Here is a 21,368-nt window from a genome sequence, read left to right on the forward strand (position 1 = left end):
CAATAGATGGTTTTTACCCCCGTTGTACTGGGCTGCTTTGCTTGAGTTGCGTAAGATTTACATCACTAGAGCATGCTGATGAAGCATGAAATAAATGTGAATACAGAGTCCAAAAGACGTTTTAAAAATAGCTTTGATTGAACGTGCTGATGCGGCTTTATATCGGGTAAAAGCGGCAGGGCGCAATGGTGTTGAAGTGGGTTAAGATAACTTGATTGATAGGTATATCGATCTAGACTTTATAAATAATTGCCTAGATCGATATACCCTTATTGATTACAAGCCGGCTTCAACTAGCATTTCCCGCGTGAGCAAGAATACAAAGCCGTCACCCGATTCGGTGCTTAGCCATACAAATGGCAGTGTTGGGAATTGCGCTTCGAGCTCGTCGCGGTTATGGCCGATTTCAACAACCAATACACCGCGTGGATTTAAGTGCTTGGTCGCTTGAGCTAAGATTTCGCGAGTGATATCGAGCCCATCTTCGCCGCTACCTAAGGCCATTTCTGGCTCATGCAGATATTCTGGTGGCAACTCGGTCACGCTGTGCGCATCCACATACGGTGGATTGGAAATAATCAAGTCGTAGCATTCATCTGGAATCGCTGCGAATAAATTCGAGTCGAGCAAATCAATTCGATCCCCCAAGCCGTATTCCAGGATATTGATTTCAGCCACATCGAGCGCATCGGGCGAGAGATCAATGGCATCAATGGCCGCATCGGGGAAGGCGTGCGACATTAAAATCGCCAAGCAAGCCGATCCGGTACACATGTCCAGCGCGCGGTGGATGAGTTCTGGATGTTCTACATACGGCTCTAAGCCATCGTTAAACAAAATCTCGGCGATAAATGAGCGCGGCACAATCACGCGTTCATCGACATAAAATTTAAAATCGCCCAAATACGCTTCTTTGGTTAAATACGCTGCAGGCTTACGCGTAACCACGCGTTCTTGAATCACATCGAGCACTTGGGCGATTTCTTCTGGCAGCAAATGCGCGTCAAACACCGGCTCGAGGCGGTCAATCGGTAATTTGAGCGTAGCTAAAATCAAATAAGCGGCTTCGTCCCACGCTTCAGTGGTGCCGTGACCATAAAATAACTCAGCGGTATTAAAACGGCTGACGGCAAAGCGGTGCAGATCACGCACGGTGCGTAAATGTTCACGGGCGATATCGTACATACGTTGGGCTCCAAAGTGGGGTAGTGACAGTGTGCTAGGGTCTGTTGGCATTTGGTTTTCCGCCGCGCTGGAGCGATTTTCGCGGCGAATCAAGGCGTAGTAAGCGATGCATAGTCATTCTATGTGAGCTTGCTACAACGCTGAGTCGCAGCGAAAAGCGCCCAGCCCCTTGGGTTTGGCGGCTTTTGGCCTGATGCTGCGTTACAAAGCGCTGGCGTAGAATGACTACGCTGCGCGCTTCGTGCCTTGCCTCAGGCCAAAATCCGCATAAACGCGGCTGGCAAACCAAGCGTCAACAGACCCTAGTTTACTGTGATTGGCTGAGCTTGCCGTCATTTCAACAGAATAATTTGATCTACCCCGTATTCGCTGAATAAATGGGTGTGCTCGATGGATGGGCCTTGGCTGGCCGACGATAGGGGGCAATCAGCGTTAAATCCTTGGTTTTAAGCTGGATTTTATCGCTGATCGGCGCCATTGGCTGCAGACGAAGGTAGGCATATTGCTGCGCTTGGTGTAAAGTGCTGCCTTTGTTTTGTCGCGTGTATTGGAGTGTAATGAGTATCACATTTGCATCATTAGGCTTGGCGCCTGAAGTATTAAAGGCGGTCGTTGCACAAGGCTATGAAACTCCTACTGCGATTCAAGCTGAAGCGATTCCAGTGATTTTGGCCGGCAAAGACGTGTTGGGCGCAGCCCAAACCGGTACCGGTAAAACCGCCGCGTTTACTTTGCCGATTTTGACGCGAATTATCCGTCACGCCAATCACAGCGCTTCTCCGGCACGTCACCCGATCCGCGCTTTGATTCTCACGCCAACACGTGAATTGGCCGATCAGGTGTACGCCAATGTGGCCACTTACAGCAAGGGCACGGGTTTACGTAGCCATGTGGTGTATGGCGGTGTGGATGTGAAAGCGCAAATTCCGGCGCTGCGTGAAGGGATCGAAATCTTGGTCGCCACGCCCGGTCGTTTGCTCGATCATATCCAGCAAAAATCAATTAATTTATCGCAAGTTGAAATTTTGGTACTCGATGAAGCCGATCGCATGCTCGATATGGGTTTCATTTTGGATATTCAAAATATTTTCAATTTGTGTACCAGTCGTAAGCAAACGCTATTGTTTTCGGCGACTTTTGCGCCAGAAATTATCAAGCTGTCTAAGCAATTTATGCATGAGCCAGTGAAAATTGAAATTTCACGCCAAAACTCAGCTAATGAATCGGTTAAACAAGAATTGCATCCGGTTGAAACGGCGCGCAAACGCGCTTTGCTGGCGCATTTGATTCGTGTGCATCAAATGACGCAAGTGATTGTGTTTTGCCGTACCAAGATTGGTGCCGATCAAGTGGCACGTGATTTGAAACGCGCTGGCTTTAATTGCGAAGCGATTCATGGCGACCGCGATCAACGCGCGCGCACTGAAGCGCTGACTAAATTCAAAGCGGGTGAAACGCAAGTCTTGGTCGCCACCGACGTGGCGGCGCGTGGTTTGGATATTTCTGATTTGCCGTATGTGGTGAATTACGAATTGCCGACCAATGCCGAAGATTACGTGCATCGTATTGGCCGTACCGGTCGTGCTGGTGCCACCGGTGTTGCGATTTCTCTGGTTGCGCCCGAAGAAGGCAAGGCTTATGAAGGCATCAAAAAGCTACTCAATCGCGAAATGCCGTTGATTCCAGTGCATGGCTTCTCGCCGGGTACGATTCAAGTGATCGACGAGCGACCAGCACGCGCTGAGCGCCGTCATCATGTTGATCCAACGACCGATAAAGGCGTAAAAGAATACCAACGCATGCCATCGCGCGCGCAGCGTGATGCCAGCGATGTGCCGGCTTTCCCAAGTAATTTGCCTAAATTACCCAAGCGTACCGCGCAAATTGCTGCGTTGTTCTTGCCAAAAAAACACGGTTAATTGTTGAATGGTTTAATGCTGTTTAAGCCAGCATTAAACCCGCCAACTTAGCAACGCAGAGCATATCGCCGCTTAAATCGTCTAATGGTTTGAGTTTTGAATTGGTTTTACTCTGCGTCTTTGCGTCAAAAAAATGTTCTTCAGTGACCGGCGTTACGATTTAATGTGGATTGAATGCAAAAGGGCCGAAAGGCCCTTTTTATTTGTTCGAAATCGGCAGAATAGCGCTTTAGGCTACCAGATATAACCCAGACCCAATCCGGCATACAACTCACCGCGATGCTGCACAATCGGGCTGTTTTGGATGTTTTTATCGTATAGCTCGTAATTGACTGCGGCCATGCCGATCCAGCTTTTATTGATTCGGTAGCTGCTAATGATGGCCAGCATCGGAGAGACTGTGCTGCCGGTATCCCAGCTTGGGCGGCTACTGCTCGCTTCTTGCGCTGAAACCCCACCAAAATAATAATTGGCCATTTTACTGCTGCGCACCATAACGCCCATACCGGGCATGATCAGTAGATTGTCACGAACAATCGGGAAATCAGTCCAAAATAGCGCTTCTTGCCCACGACTATTACCGGTGATATCGCTCGACACCCGCATACTCAGTAGCGCATAAGGCAACGCGTAATTGAGCCCCACACCGGCCTCAAATTGGCCTTTACGTTTGAGCATGCCGGCGAACGCCGCATTGTCCTCTGGGTCTAGATTGCCAAAGCGAACTCGGCCGTAAGCGTACAGCCCGAGCTTATTTTCTTTATAAAAATAATAGCGGGCTCGATCGCCCAGATACATCAAGCGATCGCCAAAATAAATCAGCCCCGGGATGGCATACCCCGTTGCATCTTGTGCCTGATAACGTGCTTGGCCACCGAATACAACAGCACCGACAATCAGTCCGCTGGGAATCGGACTCTGTGGATTGTCACTGGCTAAAAAATCCAAAGAACCTAAATCAATTTCAGCTTGAGCAGGTATTGCGCTCAAAGCCATGATGGATAATGCAAGGCGAGCAATACATCGATTAAATAAGGCAGAAGGCATAAGACGCTCGGATGGTGTCAGCAAGTTTAGGCGGCAATCAGGCGCACAGCTAAAGGCTGGCCACTGTCGGCGATCAGCAATAAACGGTCGATATTGGGGTGTTTACCGGGAAAAAGCTGTGCATCAGCAGTATGCTCGGCATACAGGCGTAAGCCTTTTTGCGCGGCGATATCGCTGATAGCGCCAAATTCTTGATACAAAGCGTGGTACAGCCGCACGCTACCCGCTTGGCCGGGGCGATTTTCAATACTGGCGATCACGGTTTCACCATCGAGTAATTCAATGGCGGATAAATGATCAATGGTGGGCATGAGGGCTAATTGTTCAGCAAAAGTCATTTTTTTATCCTAGTCGTCAACCGAATTGAAGGTTGCGACGTTATATCACACAGAACATGCTGCATAGTGCAGTTTGCTGGTTTGGAGAAATAAAATGCGCACCTCAATGAAAGCTTTGTTATTAGCGGCGACTGTTTTCACTACTTCGATGGCTTTTGCGGCCACGCCAACTTGCCCAAAAATGCCAAAAGGCGATATCACTAAGGCTGAGCATCAAAAAATGTCGGATGCCCGTTTTGAGCAAATGGATGCCAATAAAGATGGTACCGTGACTGTCGCTGAACGCCGTGCAGCACGCGAAGCCATGCGCGCCAATTGCTCAAGTAAAAAAGGTCATCGCGGAATGGGGCATGGCTCAATGCCAGCCCATGCGTCGATGCCAGCAAACGCTTCAATGCCAATGCATCACCAATAAGCGGGTTATTCAGCGTGCAAAAAAACGCCAAGTCAGCTTGGCGTTTTTTTATGCGGTAAAGATTAGCGCCTTAAATTTGCGCGTCAGGACCCCAGATTTGGCTCAGCGGCATGGCGCCAGCGATGATGCGGCTATCGAGTACTTTCAAAATTCTAAATTCAGCCAGTTGACCATTACGACGGATGGCTTGCGGATAGAGCTGATCGTCACGATCAAATAGCGCCAGAATATGCGGTGCAGCGGTGCCAATCGCTTGCTCCAGCACCACGCCAGATTCGCCATTATTGAGCAACACCACCGAGCCCGGTGGATAGCTACCAATCGTTTGGCTAAATAAATTCACCAGTTTTTGATCCAAACTACCGCCAGCGCTATTGAGTGAAGTTTGTAAGGCCACGTCGGCCGATTGGCTGGTGCGATAGGTGCTGTTCGAGAGCAAAGCGCAATAGCGATCAGCCAGACCAATCAAGCGGGCGGCGAATAACACCGTATCCCCAGCGAGTTGCTGCGGATAGCCGCTGCCATCGGGCGCTTCATGATGCTGTAAGACGCAATCGAGCCACATCGAGTCGGCCACGCCTAAGTTGCGTAGCGTTTCGCGACCTTGCGCGGGGTGGAGTTTAATTTGGCCGAGCTGTTCGGGGGTGAGGGCGCTACTTTGCTGGGATAATTCATTTTGCAGCGCATACATGCCGATATTCATCGTTAGTGCCGCAGCGATAAAATGCCAGCGCTCAGTCTCGCTATGCCCTAAGTTTTTGAGCGCTAAATTGACGACAATGGCGACATTGATCGGATGGCGTACGGTATAGGGGTCATTTAGATCAAGCTGTATCATCGCCAAGGCGACATGGCTATTTTGCTCGCAAGCGGCCAATAGATGCGTGATGACCACGTTGATTTGCGCAATAAAACTCGCCGGATTGGGCGTTTGCGCCAAGCAGGGGGCGAGTTGCTGACGAGCAGCCAAGATATGCTGCGCGCTAGAAAGTAAGTCTGTAGACATACACCATCATCAATTAGGACAATGGTGTTAGTTTAGCTGATTCTATTCTTGCATGACAGCTTAGGTTTTGTTGACGCTTGGTTTACCAACCACGTTTGGGTGGATTTTAGCCTGAGCCAAGACACAAAGCGCGTCATCGCGGCGGAAAACCTAAGGTCAACCTATTTTAGATTGGCTGAACGTGTTGTTGCTTTACTCTGCTTCGTCGATCCACGTCATTTGAATCGCTTCAAGGATTTTTTCACCGCAATGCTGGGGGTCATCGTTAAAGCAATCTAGCGCCAGCACCCAGTCGCGTAAATCAGTGAAACGAATGGTGCTTGGATCGGTATCAGGGAATTTTTCGCTCAATTGAATGGCGATTTCGCGGCTATCAGTCCATTTCATGATTTGCTCCTTGGGTATAGTTGGCTAGGCTTTTATTTTATTTGGCTGGATGCTTATACCCAGACTAATTAGGTGTTATTCAGATTACGTGTTGATGGTGATGAAAGCTTCGCGGTATTCCCTCTCCCTTGATGGGAGAGGGTTAGGGTGAGGGTGATACGCCGGCGTATATTTTAAGCTCAACACCCCCATCCCAACCTTCCCCCGTCGAGGGGGAAGGCGTTGAAGTCGATCTGCTCAAGCACTTGTGATACAAGCCATCAACATCAAATCTGAACAAAGCCGCGGATTAGTGTTGCTCACGCGCATGGTTGATGGTGTATTTAGGTAATTCAACCACCAATTCAGTGTCGGCCACTTCGGCTTGGCATGACAAACGTGAGCAAGATTCTAGCCCCCAAGCTTTATCCAGTTGGTCTTCTTCGAGCTCATCGGCTTCATTTAGGCTACTAAAACCTTCACGAATTAATACGTGGCAGGTGGTGCAGGCACAGGATTTTTCGCAAGCGTGTTCGATTTCGATGTCGTTCGCGAGTAGTGCATCACAAATCGTGGTGCCGGGCTCGACTTCAAGTACCGCCCCTTCTGGGCAGAGCGTCGGGTGGGGTAATACAACGATTTGAGTCATGGTCAATCCTTCATTCAAACAGCGCAATCTTTGCGGCTGGTTTTAGCAATAGCAAAAACAATCATTGAGCGCAGCGCGCGATGTCGTTAAATATCAGTAATTTTTTGGCCGCTTAAACCGCGTTTGACGGCGGCATTCATACGGCGGCTGGCAAATTCATCGCTGGCGGTATTCAATTGCTCGGTGCCGGCGATTAAGGCGTTGGCATCGTCGCCAGCAATCAGCGTTTGTAAGTGGGCCAGTGCTGCATCAATCGGCGCACGCTCACTTGGATTGAGTAAATGGCCGTCGCTCTCGAGTGCAATCAATACGGCGGCGACAATGCTGCTGGCTTCAACACGCGCTTCGGCGAGCTTTCTGGCTTGCAGATCCATATTGGCATGGGTCATTGATTCGGTGAGCATACGGCTGATTTCATTGTCGCTTAAGCCATACGACGGTTTGACCGCGATGCTCGCTTCAATGCCGCTCGATTGCTCACGCGCAGATACCGACAGCAAACCATCGGCGTCGACTTGGAAAGTCACGCGAATTCGCGCTGCACCGGCGACCATTGCAGGAATACCGCGCAGCTCGAACCGCGCCAAGCTACGGCAATCGCTAACGAGTTCGCGCTCGCCTTGCAATACATGAATCGCCATCGCAGTTTGTCCGTCTTTATACGTGGTGAATTCTTGTGCGCGGGCCGTTGGGATGGTGCTATTGCGTGGAATGATTTTTTCGACCAAACCGCCCATGGTTTCTAGCCCCAAAGACAGTGGAATCACATCGAGCAGCAACCAATCGTCGTCCCCTTTATTGCCCGCCAAGACATCAGCTTGAATCGCTGCGCCAATGGCAACGACTTTATCTGGGTCCAGATTGGTTAACGGCTCTTGGCCAAATAATTCACGCACCGCTTTACGGACATGCGGCATCCGCGTAGCGCCGCCGACCAGTACCACGCCCTTGACGTCTTCAATTTTAAGCTTGGCATCGCGCAGCGCTTTTTTGACTGGCAGTAGCGTTTTGCTGACTTGATGCGCGCTCATGGTATGGAATTGTTCGGCGCTCAGTTCCAAGTCAACAATGCTGCCATCGCTTAGCACCGCGGTAATCCGTGTGCTCAGGTGATCGGTCAGCGCTTCTTTGGCTTCGCGAGCTCGCGTTAGTAGCAGGCGGGTATCGTGTGGATTGGGGCCGTGAATGCCGGCCTGCTCTAAAATCCAGCAATAAATTCGGTGGTCAAAATCGTCGCCACCGAGTTGCGAATCACCCGAAGTGGCGCGCACTTCAAACACGCCGCGCGTGAGTTCGAGCACCGACACGTCAAATGTGCCGCCACCCAAGTCGTAAATCACATAGGTGCCTTCAGATGCGTTGTCCAAACCATAGGCAATCGCTGCAGCTGTCGGCTCATTCAAGAGCCGTAACACATTGATGCCAGCGAGGGTCGCGGCGTCTTTGGTCGCTTGGCGCTGTGCGTCATCAAAATACGCTGGAACGGTAATTACCGCACCGACGAGCTCGCCGCCGAGGCTTTCGATCGCGCGTGCTTTGAGGTTTTTGAGAATTTCGCTCGACACTTCAACCGGGCTTTTAATCCCCGCACGCGTCACAATTTTGAGCATGCCCGGCTCATCAACAAAGCGATACGGCGTGGCTAAATCGGCGATGTCATTGATGCCACGGCCCATAAAGCGCTTCACCGACAGCAGCGTATTGCTGGGGTCGACATTTTGCTGCGCTTGCGCCGCATGGCCAACCAGTATTTGTCCTGATTGGCTGTAATGCACTACCGATGGCAGTAGCGTGCGACCATCATGGTCGGGCAGGCAGACCGCGCTGCCACTTTTTACCGTTGCCACTAAAGAATTGGTCGTGCCCAAGTCGATGCCCACCGCCAAGCGATGTTGGTGTGGTGCAGCGGAAAGGCCGGGTTCGGAGATTTGCAACAAAGCCATTGGCTTAAATCCTAAAAATCTAATCGATTAAAATGCTTTAAGGTATATGCCTGAAGCGATTTGTATATAAAGGCTTTAGGAATATACCCTGATGTAGGGCGGGTCATGACCCGCCAAACTGGCTGGAAATAAAATTGAGCACCGTAGATACGATTAGCGCAGCGTAATCGTACGTAAGCCATTCCTCCGATTTCGCTACGCTCTATCGGAGCTACGATACTGCTCGCCTAGCGATTAATACAAAATCGCTTCAATCGCATCGCCAATTTCTTGGTCGAGCTTTTCCATAAAGCGTAATTTTCTCACGCTCAGCGCAGCATGGATATAGTCTTTTTGCCCATCGATTTGCATTGCTAATTTGTCTTCAAGCGCTTGCATTTCGGCGCGCATCTCGCTGGCTAGGTTTTCTAGCGCGCTTAGGTTTTGGCTGGCTTTAGCCTCCGCAATGCTTTCGCGCCATTCCATTTGCGCCAGCAAAAAATCGATCGGCATTGCGGTATTGGTTTCTTCTTGGGTATCGATGTCGGCCAATTTGAGTAAATACCGTGCTCGAGCCAGACCTGATTTCAAGGTCTGATACGCTTCGTTGATGTGCGTGGTCGCTTGCAAACTTTGGCGTCGCTCTGCATCGCTCGCCGTCGCAAAACGATCAGGATGAAACTGAGCCACGGCTTCGCGATAGCGGGTATCGAGCAGTTTGGCATCAATCGCAAAGGCGACGGGCAGATCGAATAGGGCGAAATGGGATTGATTGAAATTAATCATTGGGGATATAGGGAGTTGGGAATGGGGAATAGTAAAAACGTACTTTCTTGCTGCTACGTTGGATCAGTATGTTGATAAGAATGGGAGGGGGCTTACTACTGCCCACTCTCCAGTCCCCATTCACGGTTTCTTCGCTTACACACCAAAGCTTTCGCCACAGCCGCATTCGTTTTTAACGTTGGGATTATTAAATTTAAACCCTTCGTTCAGGCCTTCCTTGGTGTAATCCAATTCAGTACCGTCCAAATAAGCGAGTGATTTAGCGTCGGTGTAAATCTTGGCGCCATGGCTTTCAAAGACCAAATCAGTGTCGCTTGCCGCGTCAACAAATTCGAGCTTGTACGCCATGCCTGAGCAGCCCGAGGTTTTGACTGCCAGACGAATCCCAAGGCCTTTACCGCGTTTTTTAATAAAGTTTGCGACGTGATTTGCTGCCGCTTCGCTCAATGTCAGTGCCATGATTTGCTCCATGTAAGGCGTTGGGCGTGGTGATTAGGCGTTGCTACTGCCCTAATCTGATTCCCGACTCACAGATGTTTTTTCTTGTAATCTTCGACTGCGGCCTTGATGGCGTCTTCTGCCAAAATTGAGCAGTGAATTTTAACTGGTGGTAAGGCGAGTTCTTCGGCGATGTGGGTATTTTTGATCGCCAAGGCTTGGTCTAGCGTTTTGCCTTTCACCCATTCAGTCACCAGCGACGACGATGCAATCGCTGAGCCACAGCCGTAGGTTTTGAACTTTGCGTCTTCAATCAGGCCATCAGCGCCGACTTTGATCTGCAATTTCATCACGTCGCCACACGCTGGCGCGCCGACCATGCCGGTACCCACGGTGTCGTCGCCTTTTTCAAAAGCGCCCACATTGCGTGGATTTTCGTAATGATCGAGTACTTGTTCGCTATATGCCATTTTATGTGCCTCTTGGGTCGTAAGACAAAAATCCTCACGCTGCGTTGCTTCGCCTTGCCGTACTCTGTGTACTGTCTGCGGCTGTGCGCCTTGCGTGAAAATTTTTGTGTTGTTTTCTAATCTGTTGTCTTAATCCGAATTTGGCCAATCTAAATTGGCGTGGATCGTGATGTCAGACAAGGCGCGGAACTGCGCCGTTTACGTCATGTAAACAAGCGGTTTCGCAACGCAGTATGGCGTCGCGAGCCGCAGTCAATTTTTAGTGGGCGGCCCATTCGATGGTGCTGATATCGATGCCTTCTTTATACATATCCCACAATGGCGACAAAGCACGTAGCTTGTCGATCTTGCCTTTGATCAATTCAATCGCAAAGTCGATTTCAGCTTCAGTCGTAAAGCGGCCAATGGTGAAACGAATCGAGCTGTGTGCCAACTCGTCCGAGCGGCCCAAGGCGCGCAAGACGTACGATGGCTCTAGCGAAGCAGAGGTACAGGCCGAACCTGACGAAACTGCCAAATCTTTGAGCGCCATAATCAGCGACTCGCCTTCGACATAATTGAAACTCACGTTCAAGTTATGTGGAACACGTTGCTCCATATCGCCGTTCAAATGCGTTTCTTCGATACCGTTCAAGCCCGCCCACAAACGATCACGCAGTGCGCCGATGCGTTGGTTTTCGGTGGCCATGTCTTCCCGCGCAATGCGAAACGCTTCGCCCATGCCGACGATTTGATGCGTTGCCAAGGTGCCTGAACGAAAACCACGTTCATGGCCGCCACCATGCATTTGGGCTTCTAGACGAATACGTGGTTTACGGCGAACGTAGAGTGCACCCATGCCTTTCGGGCCGTAGGTTTTGTGTGCCGAAAAACTCATTAAATCGACTTTCAAAGTCGACAAATCAAGGTCGATTTTACCGGTGGCTTGGGCGCTATCAACATGGAATACGATGCCGCGTTCGCGGCAGATTTCGCCAATGGTGGCGATGTCTTGAATCACGCCGATTTCGTTATTGACCGACATCACCGAAATCAAAATCGTGTCTGGACGGATCGCGGCTTTGAGCGCTTCTAAATCGAGTAGACCGTTGTCTTGTACATCAAGGTAAGTCGCTTCAAAACCTTCGCGCTCAAGTTCACGCACGGTGTCTAGTGTGGCTTTGTGCTCGGTTTTTACTGTGATGATGTGTTGACCCTTGGCTTTATAAAAGTGCGCCGCACCTTTGAGTGCCAAGTTAATTGATTCTGTCGCACCCGAGGTCCAAACGATTTCTTTGGGGTCGCAATTAACCAAAGCCGCTACTTGTTCACGCGCTTCTTCGACCGCCGCTTCAGCTTCCCAGCCAAAGGGATGCGAGCGGCTCGCTGGGTTGCCAAACATTTCGGTCAGATAAGGAATCATCTTGGCCGCAACGCGTGGATCAACAGGCGTTGTCGCCGAGTAATCAAGATAGATCGGATGTGACAGATTCATAGGTCTTGCTCCAATTTCAAAATCGATGGGGTTGGCCCCGTGTAGTCTTTTGTCGCTCAGTGGCTAGCGGTATTGCTGGCGCGCTTGTCTTGTAAAACACCGGTTTTATCACTGCAGCGCTTAAGTTTATTGTTTTGCTTATCGATTAAATCACCCAAGGTAATCCCAGATAAATAATCAAAAATGGTGCTGCTTAAATCGCTCCACAAATCGTGGGTCATACAGCGGCCTTCGTCGCGGCAGTTTTCTTTGCCGCCGCATTGCGTGGCATCGATCGGTTCGTCAACCGCCTGAATGATTTCGGCGATATTGATTTTGGCTGCAGGTCGAGCAAGGCAATAACCGCCGCCCGGACCACGCACGCTTTCAACTAATTCGCGGCGGCGTAATTTACCGAATAATTGTTCTAAATAAGACAGTGAGATATGTTGCCGCTCGCTAATTCCAGCAAGCGTAACAGGACCACCGGCTTGGCGTAGTGCCAGATCAAGCATCGCGGTAACGGCGAAGCGGCCTTTGGTGGTCAAGCGCATGAGGTTTCTCTACTGATTTATCTTGTTTTGATGGTATCAAATCCCGACTATTTTAGTCAAGTAAAAGTCCGACTAAAATAGTCGGGATTAGACTTGGCTTTCGAGCGTGCTTTTTTGCTTGGTGGCAGGTCTTTGATTTCACTTAAAAAATACAATTTGGCCGCATTTATGCCGTCAAATCGAGCCGTCAAATCTGTATTTAATCGACAATTTGATTCAGATGCTTGGGATCAAATTGATCCACGCTGGCTCTTTCTTGGCTGCAGTCTACGCCGAGTTGTTCTAAGCGTTGTAACACCATTTCCAGGCGTTGATCGGTAGTGACTGAATGATCAAGTAGTGCATGAATCGCTTTCACCATCGGATCATTCATATCACTGCCCACGCCATAAGCTGAAAAGCCCAATTGCTCAGCTTTTTCGGCGCGTTGTTGATCGAGCGATTTGTCGACCTTACGCGCTAAATTGGCCACCATCGTCGCGCCCGCTGGCACGTCTTTAATCACCACCGCATTGGGGCCGATTTTGGCATCGTCGCCGATGTCAATCGGGCCAATGATTTTGGCGCCAGCGCCAATCACCACGCCTTGACCGAGCGTAGGGTGGCGTTTACCGGGTTTGGAGGCCAGCCCTAAGCCGCCCAAAGTGATGCCTTGATAGAGCGAGCAATCATCGCCAATGATGGCGTGCTCGCCAATCACCGTACCCATGCCGTGATCGATAAAGACCCGACGACCAATGGTTGCACCCGGATGGATTTCGATACCGGTCAGAAAACGCGAAGTGTGCGAGACGATGCGCCCGAGCAGTTTCCAATCGCGGCGCCATAAGCTATGGGCGATTAAATGCAAAGTGAGCGCATGAAATCCCGGGTAACACGTAATGACTTCCAGTGTTGAACGGGCAGCAGGATCGCGGTCAAAAACCACGCGGATATTTTCACGCAAACGCTCAAGCATGGGATTGATTTCAATGGGAGCTGAAAAGCTGACTATTTTACTCGGTTTTATACCCTACAGCGAGTGCTCTACCGCCCTTATCGGTAAGACTCGCTAAGGTTTGTGCTGCAGCAGGCTCAGTAGAGCCCATGCATTACTCAATTTTGCCGAAATAACCGCCCCAAGCTTGCAGCACGATGTATTGCTTGACGATGGCGCCGCCCATTAGGCCGTGGCCATCCATGGTGGCGATGTTTTGCCATTGTTTAGGCAGTTTGATGCGGTGTTCGCCATCGCTGAGGTTAAACGCGATTAACATTTTTTCGCCATTGCTGCTGCGCTCAAACAGCAAAATCGGCTCAGGCGCGGGCAAAAAGGTGATGTCGCCGAGCACTAATAATCGATTTTTCCGTCGCCAAGCGAAAAATCGCCGAGTGAAATTTAAAATTGAATCGCGCGGTTTATCTTGCACATCAACACTGAGTGCTTGCTGCTCAGGCGAGATCGGCAACCACGGCGTAGTGCCGCTAAAGCCAGCAAAGGGCGCGTCAATATGCCAAGGCATGGGCGTGCGGCAACCATCGCGGCCTTTAAATTCGGGCCAGAAGGTCTTGCCATACGGGTCTTGCAATAATTCAAAAGGGATGTCGGCCTCGGGCAGACCCAGCTCGTCGCCTTGATATAAGCACACCGAACCGCGCAAGCTGCCCTGCAAGGCAATCATGAGTTTAGAAAATTGCGCGCCGCCGCGGTCTTTGCCCCAGCGCGTGGCAACGCGGGGTACATCGTGATTGCCCAGCGACCAACACGTCCAGCCGGGGTTGGCCAATGCGGCAAATTGGCTTTCCATAATTTGTACGCGCTGGCGAATATGCGTGGCGCTAAAGGTTTCGGTGAGTAAATCAAAGCTATACGCTTGATGGAATTTGTCGCCGCCCTCGGTATATTCAGCAATGCGTTTGGGCGAATCATCGTCGCCAATTTCACCGATGCTGGTGGCGCGATAGCGATTGAGTCGTTTGCGGATTTTTTTTAAAAAAGCCAGATTTTCGGGCTGCGATTTATCGTACAGATGTTGCTGCATACCATAAGGATTACTCGCCGCCACACTGGTAGTGTCGGCGACCAGCGCTGGCGGGTTGTTGCGCAGCAGCGCATCATGAAAATGAAAAATACACGCATCAAATCGAAAACCGTCCACACCGCGTAGCAACCAAAATTCTAGCTCGGCAAGCAGCGCTTTTTGCACCGCTTTGCAGTGAAAATTGAGATCCGGCTGGCTGCTTAAAAAATTGTGCAAATAATATTGGCAGCGGCGTGCATCCCACTGCCAAGCGCTACCACCAAACACCGACAGCCAATTATTCGGTGGCGTGCCGTCCGCTTGTGGATCAGCCCAAACATACCAATCGGCTTTGGCATTGTTTCGTGAACTGCGGCTCTCAATAAACCAAGCGTGTTGATCGGACGTATGCGATAGCACTTGGTCGATGATGATTTTGAGCTTGGCTTGGTGCGCCGCTTTAATCAGCGCATCAAAATCGGCTAAGTCGCCAAATAGCGGATCAACCGCGCAATAATCGCTGACATCGTAGCCAAAATCAGCCATTGGCGATTTAAAAAACGGCGAAATCCACAAGGCATCGACATTGAGCGATTGTAAATACGGTAAACGCTGCAAAATGCCGCGCAAATCGCCCACGCCGTCATTATTGCTATCCATAAAACTGCGTGGATAGATTTGATAAATCACCGCGCCACGCCACCAATCGGACTTTTTCATGGTTGATATTCCTTACTGTGTGTCGGCAATATAGAACGGCGCTGTATTTCGTCTTGCGTAAGTTCGTTGCAAACACATAAGATCGATAAGCCCTGCTAACTCAGCAGTTAGTCTTAGGTTTGACTATAAACAATCATTGCGCAAGCTACCGCCGATCGAGGTTTCGATGATTTCAGTTGATTTAGCCCGCGTTGCCGCCGTTTGTTCTGGTCAGGAAGCGGACCCATTTTCTTTCTTGGGTATGCATATCGTTGACAACACGGTGCAAGTGCGAGCCTGGCTACCTACGGCGAAGCACTGCAGTTTAATCGAAAGTAAAACCGGTAAAAAGCTAGCGGATTTTGACTGTATCGATGAGCGCGGTTTTTTTGCTGTGGTTGTGCCACGGCGGGTGCATTGCTTTGCGTATCATTTACGCGTGCAATGGCAAGAAGGCCCGCTCGAGATTGAAGACCCATACCGCTTTGCGCCGATTTTAGGCGAAATGGATTTATGGCTCTTGGCCGAAGGCAATCAATTACGTCCTTACGAGCGATTGGGAACGCATTTTTGTTCGCAAGATGGTGTTGCTGGCGTGAGTTTTGCAGTATGGGCGCCCAATGCGCGGCGGGTGGCGGTGGTTGGCGATTTTAATTGCTGGGATGGTCGACGCCATGCCATGCGCTTACGCAAAGAATGCGGCGTATGGGAGATTTTCTTGCCGCAAGTGGCAGCGGGCCAAGCCTACAAATATCAAATTACCGAGCAGCAAGGGCAGGTGGAGTGTAAGGCCGACCCGTATGCTTTTTCAGCCGAATTACGCCCAGCCACGGCGTCACGAGTAGCGCAATTACCGGCATGGATTGAAGGCACGGCAAGTCGAAAGGCGGCCAATGCCCTCAATGCCCCGATCTCGATTTATGAAGTGCATTTAGGCTCTTGGCGGCGCCGCCCAGAAGACGCTAATCGCTGGCTCACTTATCGCGAACTCGCTACTGAATTACTCGCCTATGTGCTCGATATGGGCTTTACCCATATTGAATTGCTACCGATTAGCGAGCACCCATTTGATGGTTCATGGGGGTATCAGCCGCTAGGTCTTTATGCGCCGACATCCCGATATGGTACCCCTGATGATTTTCGCTTTATGGTGGCCACGTTCCAAGCCGCTGGCATTGGGGTGATTTTAGATTGGGTGCCGGGGCATTTTCCGGCGGATCGGCATGGTTTGGCGCAATTTGATGGCACGCCTTTGTACGAGCATAGCGATCCACGTGAAGGCTTTCATCCCGATTGGAATACGCTGATTTACAACTTTGGCCGCAATGAAGTACGCAATTTTTTGATCGGTAATGCACTGTATTGGCTGGAACGCTACGGCATTGATGGGCTGCGAGTGGATGCGGTGGCCTCGATGCTGTACCGCGATTATTCGCGCAAAGACGGGGAATGGATTCCCAACCAATTTGGTGGCCGAGAAAACCTTGAGGCGATTGATTTTTTACGCCGGATGAATGAAGTGGTTGGCGTTGAGCGGCCATCAGCGGTGACTTTGGCCGAGGAATCAACGTCATTTCCTGCGGTATCGCGCCCACCAGCGATGGGCGGTTTGGGCTTTCATTACAAATGGAATATGGGTTGGATGAACGACACGCTGTCGTATATGCAAGAAGACCCGATTAACCGTCAATATCATCATCACAAAATGACGTTTGGTTTGGTGTACGCCTTTACCGAGAACTTTGTGTTGCCTTTGTCGCACGATGAAGTGGTGCATGGTAAGGGCTCGCTATTGAGCAAAATGCCGGGGGATGACTGGCAAAAATTTGCCAACTTGCGCGCGTATTACGCCTTTATGTGGGGTCATCCAGGGAAAAAATTACTGTTTATGGGTTGCGAGCTGGCGCAAGTGGCGGAGTGGCAACACGAAACGAGTTTGGATTGGCATTTGCTGGATGCCGAGCACGGCCATCATCGTGGCGTTCAGCAATTGGTGAAGGATTTAAACCGCACTTACCGCAGCCAAGCCGCGCTGTATCAGCTCGATTTTGAACCGCGTGGTTTTGAGTGGATTGCGCATGATGAGGGCGAGCAATCGATTTTTAGTTTTATTCGCCACGGCGATGTGGCCGATGAGTTTGTGCTGGTGGTGAGTAATTTCACGCCAGTGCCCAGACATGGTTATCGCCTTGGCGTGCCCAAAGCGGGTTTTTACCAAGAAATACTCAATAGCGATTCGTATTTTTATGGTGGCAGTAATCTGGGGAATGTGCTGCTCTTAAGTGAGGGTATTTCAGCGCATGGCAGGATGAATTCTATCTGCATGACGATACCCCCATTAGCAACGCTGTATTTACGCTGGAGTGAAACCGCATGCTAAGCAAAGGAACGCCTTATCCTTTGGGGGCGACATTTGATGGTGACGGGGTCAATTTTGCGCTCTTTAGCGAAAACGCCAGCGCCGTGAGCTTGTGTTTATTTGATGAAACGGGACAAATTCAAACCGCCAGCTTGTCCGTTGAACATTGCAGTCATGGTATTTGGCACGGCTATTTACCCGATGCCCAGCCAGGTCTGGTGTATGGCTATCGGGTGAGTGGGCCTTATCGTCCAGCGGAAGGGCAGTATTTTAATCCGCATAAAATCGTGCTTGATCCGTATGCCAAAGCGGTGGTTGGCCAGTGGCGTGATAGCCCATTGAACTTTGGGTATCAGCCTGCCAGCCCCGAATTAGCTAGTGTTGATGACAATACTACCGTGGCTTTGAAAGGGCGTGTGATTCACGAAGCCTATGATTGGGGCGATGATGAGCTGCCCAATACCGATTGGGCAAAAACGGTGATTTACGAAACGCATGTGCGCGGTTTGACGCAATTGCATCCGGAGATCCCGGCCGAGATTCGCGGCTCATACGCGGGCATTGGCCATCCGGTGATGTTGGCGCATTTTAAAAAGCTCGGCATTAGCGCCATTGAATTGCTGCCGGTGCATTGCCATTTGGATGAGCCGCGCTTAATGCAGCTCGAGCTGCAAAATTACTGGGGTTATAACAGCATTAATTTTTTTAGCCCTGAAGCCAGTTATTGGTCGCAGCGCGCTGGCACTACGCCGTTGTCAGAATTTCGCGATATGGTTAAAGCCTTGCACTCAGCCGGCATCGAAGTGATTTTAGACGTGGTGTTTAACCATACCGCCGAGCAAGACCATCGCGGGCCAACGCTATCTTTTCGCGGCATTGATAACGTCAATTACTACGTGCTTAACCATGGCAATGCCGCACATTACGAAAACTGGAGTGGTTGCGGCAATGTGCTCAATGTCTCGCATCCACGGGTGTTGCAATTGGTGATGGATAGCCTGCGCTATTGGGTAAACGAATGCCATGTCGATGGTTTTCGCTTTGATTTAGCGCCGATTATGGGGCGATTAGACGGACACTTTACTGCCAATGCGCCATTTTTTGTCGCCATCGCGCAAGACCCGCAGTTATCTACGGTAAAAATGATTGCCGAACCTTGGGATATTGGCGCGGGCGGTTATCAAGTCGGGCATTTTCCGCAAACTTGGGCCGAATGGAACGATCAATACCGCGATGCCATGCGTAAGTTTTGGCTACATGACGGCGTGAATCGCGCCTTGTTTGCGCGGCGTTTTGCGGCCTCAAGCGATATCTTTCACAAGCAACGCCGTGGCCCGAAATCGTCGCTTAATTTTGTTACCGCGCACGACGGCTTTAATTTGCGCGATTTAGTCTCGTATAACCACAAGCATAATTTGGCCAATAAAGAACATAACCGCGATGGGCATAGCCACAATTACAGTTGGAATTGCGGCTTGGAAGGGGCTAGTGAAGATCCGGGGATTTTGCTGCTCAGAATGCGGGCGACCAAGGCGATTTTAGCCACTTTATTACTCAGCCAAGGCACGCCAATGCTGCTGGCTGGGGACGAAATCGGCCACACTCAGCAGGGCAATAATAATGCGTATTGTCAAAATAACGCCATTTCTTGGCTTAATTGGTCACAAGCTGATCACAAACTGACCGATTATGTCGCCGAACTGATTAAAATTCGTCGAGAATGCCCGGTGTTGCAAAACAGCCGTTGGTGGACGGGTCAGCCCGATGAAGATGAGATTCAAGATGTGGTGTGGCTCAATCCATCGGGGCAACCGTTGCAAGCGCATGATTGGGAAGACGCAGCAGGGCGCGCGCTAATGGTGTGTTTAGCCAAAAATCTATTGGTGTTGATGAATGCTTCTGCGCATCAGATTCATTTTCATTTACCCGCCGGGATTTGGGCCATGCGCTTAGCCAGTACGGGCGACCCACAATCAGACTTTAGTGGCAAAGACTGCCGCGTTGCGGCGCGTAGCGTCACGATTTTACAAAGAGATTTAAGCCGTAATCAAGGCGATTAAAGAGGATCGAATGAGTGTTTTAACCGTAGCAAGCCAGCCTTATGCTGGTCAACGTCCTGGTACTTCAGGTTTACGCAAAAAAGTAACGGTATTTCAGCAAACGCATTATTTAGAAAACTTCGTACAAGCGATCTTTGATGTGGTGCCCGAATTAAACGGCGCAACGCTGGTGCTGGGCGGCGATGGTCGCTTTTATAACCGTGTCGCAGTGCAGACCATCTTAAAAATGGCTGCCGCCAATGGTGTTGCCAAGGTGTTGGTGGGTCAAGCAGGTCTGCTTTCTACGCCGGCAGTGAGCTGCATCATTCGCAAATACGCTGCTGTTGGCGGGATTGTGTTATCGGCTTCGCATAATCCAGGCGGACCGGATGGCGATTTCGGCATTAAATACAACGTCAGCAATGGCGGACCAGCGCCAGAAAAGATCACCGAAGCGATTTATACCCGCACGACAACTATCAAGCAATACCAGACGTATACATCGCCAGACCTTGATATTGATGTTGTTGGTGAATATACCCTTGGCAATATGCAGGTGGTGGTGCTCGACTCGGTTGCCGATTATGCCGAACTGATGGCTGATTTATTTGATTTTGACGCGATTCGCGCTTGGTTTGCCGCTGGGCATCAGATGCGATTTGACGCGATGTCAGCAGCGTCTGGCCCGTACGCCACGTGCATTCTTGAGGATTTACTTGGCGCGCCGCAAGGCACCGTGGTCAATGGCATTCCGCTTCCCGATTTTGGCGGTTTACATCCAGACCCCAATCCAGTGTATGCCAATGATTTGGTGGCGCATTTATTTGGCGAGCGCGGCAGCGTCGTGCCTGATTTTGGCGCGGCCAGTGATGGCGACGCCGATCGCAATATGATTTTAGGCCGGCATTTTATTGTTACCCCATCTGATAGTTTGGCGGTGATGGCGGCTAATGCCGAGAAAATCAAGGGCTATGCGCGCGGTCTTGCTGGCGTGGCACGTTCAATGCCCACGTCGTGCGCGGTGGATGCGGTGGCCAAAAAGCGTGGCATTGCCTGCTTTGAAACGCCAACTGGTTGGAAGTTTTTTGGCAATTTGCTCGACGCAGGCCAAGTGACGTTGTGTGGCGAAGAAAGCTATGGCACGGGCTCAGACCATGTGCGCGAAAAAGACGGCGTGTGGGCGGTGTTGTTTTGGCTTAATTTACTCGCGGTGACTGGGCAGTCGGTTCAAACCCTTGTGACGCAGCATTGGCAAGAATATGGTCGGCATTTTTATTCGCGGCATGATTATGAAGCGCTCGATACGGCAGCAGCGAACGACTTGATGGCGCATTTACGCAGTCAGCTAGCGACTTTGGCGGGGCAAACCCTCGGTGAATTTACCGTGCAACTGGCCGATGATTTTGCCTATGACGACCCGATTGATGGTTCACGCAGCGAGCAGCAAGGCATACGCGTGGTGATGACCGATGGCAGCCGTGTGGTGTTTCGCTTGTCGGGCACCGGTACCGATGGGGCAACGCTGCGCGTTTACCTTGAAAAATTCGTCGCCGATGCTGCTGGGCATGCTGAGCCAACGCAAACCGCTTTGGCCGGATTAATTGCCATTGCCGAGCAATTGGCACAAATCAAAGCGCGCACAGGCCGCGAAGTGGCCACCGTTGTGACTTAAGCGGATACGTTTTACGGACTGATGTTTGGGGTGCCTGCAGGCAGGTGCTTC

Annotated in this window: 20 protein-coding genes; 5 read left to right on the forward strand and 15 right to left on the reverse strand. The window is 50.6% G+C overall.

The features are described from left to right. Positions 1 to 276 precede the first annotated feature (276 nt). Positions 277 to 1,185 (reverse strand): 50S ribosomal protein L3 N(5)-glutamine methyltransferase, encoded by a 909-nt coding sequence (gene prmB / locus Q0V82_RS00305; protein ID WP_297571733.1) that lies wholly within the window; start codon positions 1,183 to 1,185, stop codon positions 277 to 279. A 355-nt stretch (positions 1,186 to 1,540) separates the two neighbouring features. Continuing rightward, on the reverse strand, positions 1,541 to 1,753 hold the full coding sequence (locus Q0V82_RS00310; protein ID WP_297571735.1) for a hypothetical protein: 213 nt from the start codon (positions 1,751 to 1,753) through the stop codon (positions 1,541 to 1,543). Here Q0V82_RS00310 and Q0V82_RS00315 point away from each other — a divergent pair. Then, positions 1,743 to 3,104: a DEAD/DEAH box helicase gene (locus Q0V82_RS00315; protein WP_308445208.1), complete on the forward strand. Its 1,362-nt coding sequence runs from the start codon at positions 1,743 to 1,745 to the stop codon at positions 3,102 to 3,104. The genes Q0V82_RS00310 and Q0V82_RS00315 overlap by 11 nt on opposite strands. Positions 3,105 to 3,338: 234 nt before the next feature. Here Q0V82_RS00315 and Q0V82_RS00320 read toward each other — a convergent pair whose 3' ends face one another. Continuing rightward, a complete protein-coding gene (locus tag Q0V82_RS00320) occupies positions 3,339 to 4,151 on the reverse strand; it encodes a MipA/OmpV family protein (protein ID WP_297571736.1) in 813 nt (270 codons plus the stop codon). 26 nt (positions 4,152 to 4,177) lie between these two features. Continuing rightward, on the reverse strand, positions 4,178 to 4,489 hold the full coding sequence (locus tag Q0V82_RS00325; RefSeq protein WP_297571738.1) for a DUF2322 family protein: 312 nt from the start codon (positions 4,487 to 4,489) through the stop codon (positions 4,178 to 4,180). A gap of 94 nt (positions 4,490 to 4,583) precedes the next feature. Here Q0V82_RS00325 and Q0V82_RS00330 point away from each other — a divergent pair, with 94 nt between their 5' ends. After that, a complete protein-coding gene (locus Q0V82_RS00330) occupies positions 4,584 to 4,904 on the forward strand; it encodes a hypothetical protein (protein ID WP_297571739.1) in 321 nt (106 codons plus the stop codon). 70 nt (positions 4,905 to 4,974) lie between these two features. Here the strand turns inward: Q0V82_RS00330 and Q0V82_RS00335 are convergent, their stop codons facing one another. The 11 genes from Q0V82_RS00335 to Q0V82_RS00385 form a co-directional block, all read right to left on the reverse strand. After that, the gene (locus Q0V82_RS00335) at positions 4,975 to 5,910 is read right to left on the reverse strand and encodes an HD-GYP domain-containing protein (RefSeq protein ID WP_297571741.1); all 936 of its coding nucleotides are present in this window, start codon (positions 5,908 to 5,910) and stop codon (positions 4,975 to 4,977) included. 192 nt (positions 5,911 to 6,102) lie between these two features. Continuing rightward, positions 6,103 to 6,297, reverse strand: a complete 195-nt coding sequence (gene iscX / locus Q0V82_RS00340; RefSeq protein WP_297571742.1) for a Fe-S cluster assembly protein IscX — start codon at positions 6,295 to 6,297, stop codon at positions 6,103 to 6,105. A gap of 289 nt (positions 6,298 to 6,586) precedes the next feature. After that, positions 6,587 to 6,925: an ISC system 2Fe-2S type ferredoxin gene (gene fdx / locus Q0V82_RS00345; protein WP_297571743.1), complete on the reverse strand. Its 339-nt coding sequence runs from the start codon at positions 6,923 to 6,925 to the stop codon at positions 6,587 to 6,589. An 86-nt stretch (positions 6,926 to 7,011) separates the two neighbouring features. Beyond that, a complete protein-coding gene (gene hscA, locus Q0V82_RS00350; protein ID WP_297571745.1) occupies positions 7,012 to 8,868 on the reverse strand; it encodes a Fe-S protein assembly chaperone HscA in 1,857 nt (618 codons plus the stop codon). Between the two features lie 234 nt (positions 8,869 to 9,102). Continuing rightward, entirely contained in the window at positions 9,103 to 9,633 is a 531-nt protein-coding gene (gene hscB / locus Q0V82_RS00355; RefSeq protein ID WP_297571746.1) for a Fe-S protein assembly co-chaperone HscB, read from the reverse strand. A 135-nt stretch (positions 9,634 to 9,768) separates the two neighbouring features. After that, a complete protein-coding gene (gene iscA / locus Q0V82_RS00360; protein ID WP_226763921.1) occupies positions 9,769 to 10,092 on the reverse strand; it encodes an iron-sulfur cluster assembly protein IscA in 324 nt (107 codons plus the stop codon). Between the two features lie 68 nt (positions 10,093 to 10,160). After that, a complete protein-coding gene (gene iscU, locus Q0V82_RS00365) occupies positions 10,161 to 10,541 on the reverse strand; it encodes a Fe-S cluster assembly scaffold IscU (protein ID WP_297571750.1) in 381 nt (126 codons plus the stop codon). 259 nt (positions 10,542 to 10,800) lie between these two features. After that, positions 10,801 to 12,015, reverse strand: coding sequence for an IscS subfamily cysteine desulfurase (locus tag Q0V82_RS00370; RefSeq protein ID WP_297571751.1), 1,215 nt, complete (start codon positions 12,013 to 12,015; stop codon positions 10,801 to 10,803). A 56-nt stretch (positions 12,016 to 12,071) separates the two neighbouring features. Beyond that, positions 12,072 to 12,548: a Fe-S cluster assembly transcriptional regulator IscR gene (gene iscR / locus Q0V82_RS00375; protein WP_297571752.1), complete on the reverse strand. Its 477-nt coding sequence runs from the start codon at positions 12,546 to 12,548 to the stop codon at positions 12,072 to 12,074. A gap of 199 nt (positions 12,549 to 12,747) precedes the next feature. Next, the gene (cysE, locus tag Q0V82_RS00380; protein WP_297571754.1) at positions 12,748 to 13,506 is read right to left on the reverse strand and encodes a serine O-acetyltransferase; all 759 of its coding nucleotides are present in this window, start codon (positions 13,504 to 13,506) and stop codon (positions 12,748 to 12,750) included. Positions 13,507 to 13,639: 133 nt separating this feature from the next. Beyond that, positions 13,640 to 15,268, reverse strand: coding sequence for an alpha-glucosidase (locus Q0V82_RS00385; RefSeq protein ID WP_297571756.1), 1,629 nt, complete (start codon positions 15,266 to 15,268; stop codon positions 13,640 to 13,642). A gap of 166 nt (positions 15,269 to 15,434) precedes the next feature. On the opposite strand from Q0V82_RS00385, the gene glgB reads away from it, so the two are divergent. From glgB to Q0V82_RS00400, 3 genes are read left to right on the forward strand one after another with little or no spacing between them, the layout of a single operon-like run. Next, positions 15,435 to 17,627, forward strand: a complete 2,193-nt coding sequence (gene glgB, locus Q0V82_RS00390) for a 1,4-alpha-glucan branching protein GlgB (RefSeq protein ID WP_297571757.1) — start codon at positions 15,435 to 15,437, stop codon at positions 17,625 to 17,627. Further along, positions 17,621 to 19,666 (forward strand): glycogen debranching protein GlgX, encoded by a 2,046-nt coding sequence (gene glgX / locus Q0V82_RS00395; RefSeq protein ID WP_297571759.1) that lies wholly within the window; start codon positions 17,621 to 17,623, stop codon positions 19,664 to 19,666. The genes glgB and glgX overlap by 7 nt, the downstream gene beginning before the upstream one ends. A gap of 10 nt (positions 19,667 to 19,676) precedes the next feature. Next, positions 19,677 to 21,317, forward strand: a complete 1,641-nt coding sequence (locus Q0V82_RS00400) for an alpha-D-glucose phosphate-specific phosphoglucomutase (protein WP_297571760.1) — start codon at positions 19,677 to 19,679, stop codon at positions 21,315 to 21,317. Positions 21,318 to 21,368: the final 51 nt, after the last annotated feature.

The sequence above is a fragment of the uncultured Deefgea sp. genome, from assembly GCF_947072475.1.
GTDB lineage: Bacteria > Pseudomonadota > Gammaproteobacteria > Burkholderiales > Chitinibacteraceae > Deefgea.

Bases quoted from the DNA above. Each gene is read 5' to 3' on its own strand.
- Q0V82_RS00330 (WP_297571739.1), top strand. From the start codon at position 4,584: ATGCGCACCTCAATGAAAGCTTTGTTATTAGCGGCGACTGTTTTCACT.
- Q0V82_RS00320 (WP_297571736.1), bottom strand. From the start codon at position 4,151: ATGCCTTCTGCCTTATTTAATCGATGTATTGCTCGCCTTGCATTATCC.
- glgX (WP_297571759.1), top strand. From the start codon at position 17,621: ATGCTAAGCAAAGGAACGCCTTATCCTTTGGGGGCGACATTTGATGGT.
- iscU (WP_297571750.1), bottom strand. From the start codon at position 10,541: ATGGCATATAGCGAACAAGTACTCGATCATTACGAAAATCCACGCAAT.
- Q0V82_RS00335 (WP_297571741.1), bottom strand. From the start codon at position 5,910: ATGTCTACAGACTTACTTTCTAGCGCGCAGCATATCTTGGCTGCTCGT.
- iscX (WP_297571742.1), bottom strand. From the start codon at position 6,297: ATGAAATGGACTGATAGCCGCGAAATCGCCATTCAATTGAGCGAAAAA.
- Q0V82_RS00325 (WP_297571738.1), bottom strand. From the start codon at position 4,489: ATGACTTTTGCTGAACAATTAGCCCTCATGCCCACCATTGATCATTTA.
- prmB (WP_297571733.1), bottom strand. From the start codon at position 1,185: ATGTACGATATCGCCCGTGAACATTTACGCACCGTGCGTGATCTGCAC.
- fdx (WP_297571743.1), bottom strand. From the start codon at position 6,925: ATGACTCAAATCGTTGTATTACCCCACCCGACGCTCTGCCCAGAAGGG.
- iscA (WP_226763921.1), bottom strand. From the start codon at position 10,092: ATGGCACTGACATTGAGCGAAGCGGCAGCAAATCACGTCGCAAACTTT.
- cysE (WP_297571754.1), bottom strand. From the start codon at position 13,506: ATGCTTGAGCGTTTGCGTGAAAATATCCGCGTGGTTTTTGACCGCGAT.
- Q0V82_RS00385 (WP_297571756.1), bottom strand. From the start codon at position 15,268: ATGAAAAAGTCCGATTGGTGGCGTGGCGCGGTGATTTATCAAATCTAT.
- glgB (WP_297571757.1), top strand. From the start codon at position 15,435: ATGATTTCAGTTGATTTAGCCCGCGTTGCCGCCGTTTGTTCTGGTCAG.
- hscA (WP_297571745.1), bottom strand. From the start codon at position 8,868: ATGGCTTTGTTGCAAATCTCCGAACCCGGCCTTTCCGCTGCACCACAC.
- Q0V82_RS00400 (WP_297571760.1), top strand. From the start codon at position 19,677: ATGAGTGTTTTAACCGTAGCAAGCCAGCCTTATGCTGGTCAACGTCCT.
- hscB (WP_297571746.1), bottom strand. From the start codon at position 9,633: ATGATTAATTTCAATCAATCCCATTTCGCCCTATTCGATCTGCCCGTC.
- Q0V82_RS00370 (WP_297571751.1), bottom strand. From the start codon at position 12,015: ATGAATCTGTCACATCCGATCTATCTTGATTACTCGGCGACAACGCCT.
- iscR (WP_297571752.1), bottom strand. From the start codon at position 12,548: ATGCGCTTGACCACCAAAGGCCGCTTCGCCGTTACCGCGATGCTTGAT.
- Q0V82_RS00315 (WP_308445208.1), top strand. From the start codon at position 1,743: ATGAGTATCACATTTGCATCATTAGGCTTGGCGCCTGAAGTATTAAAG.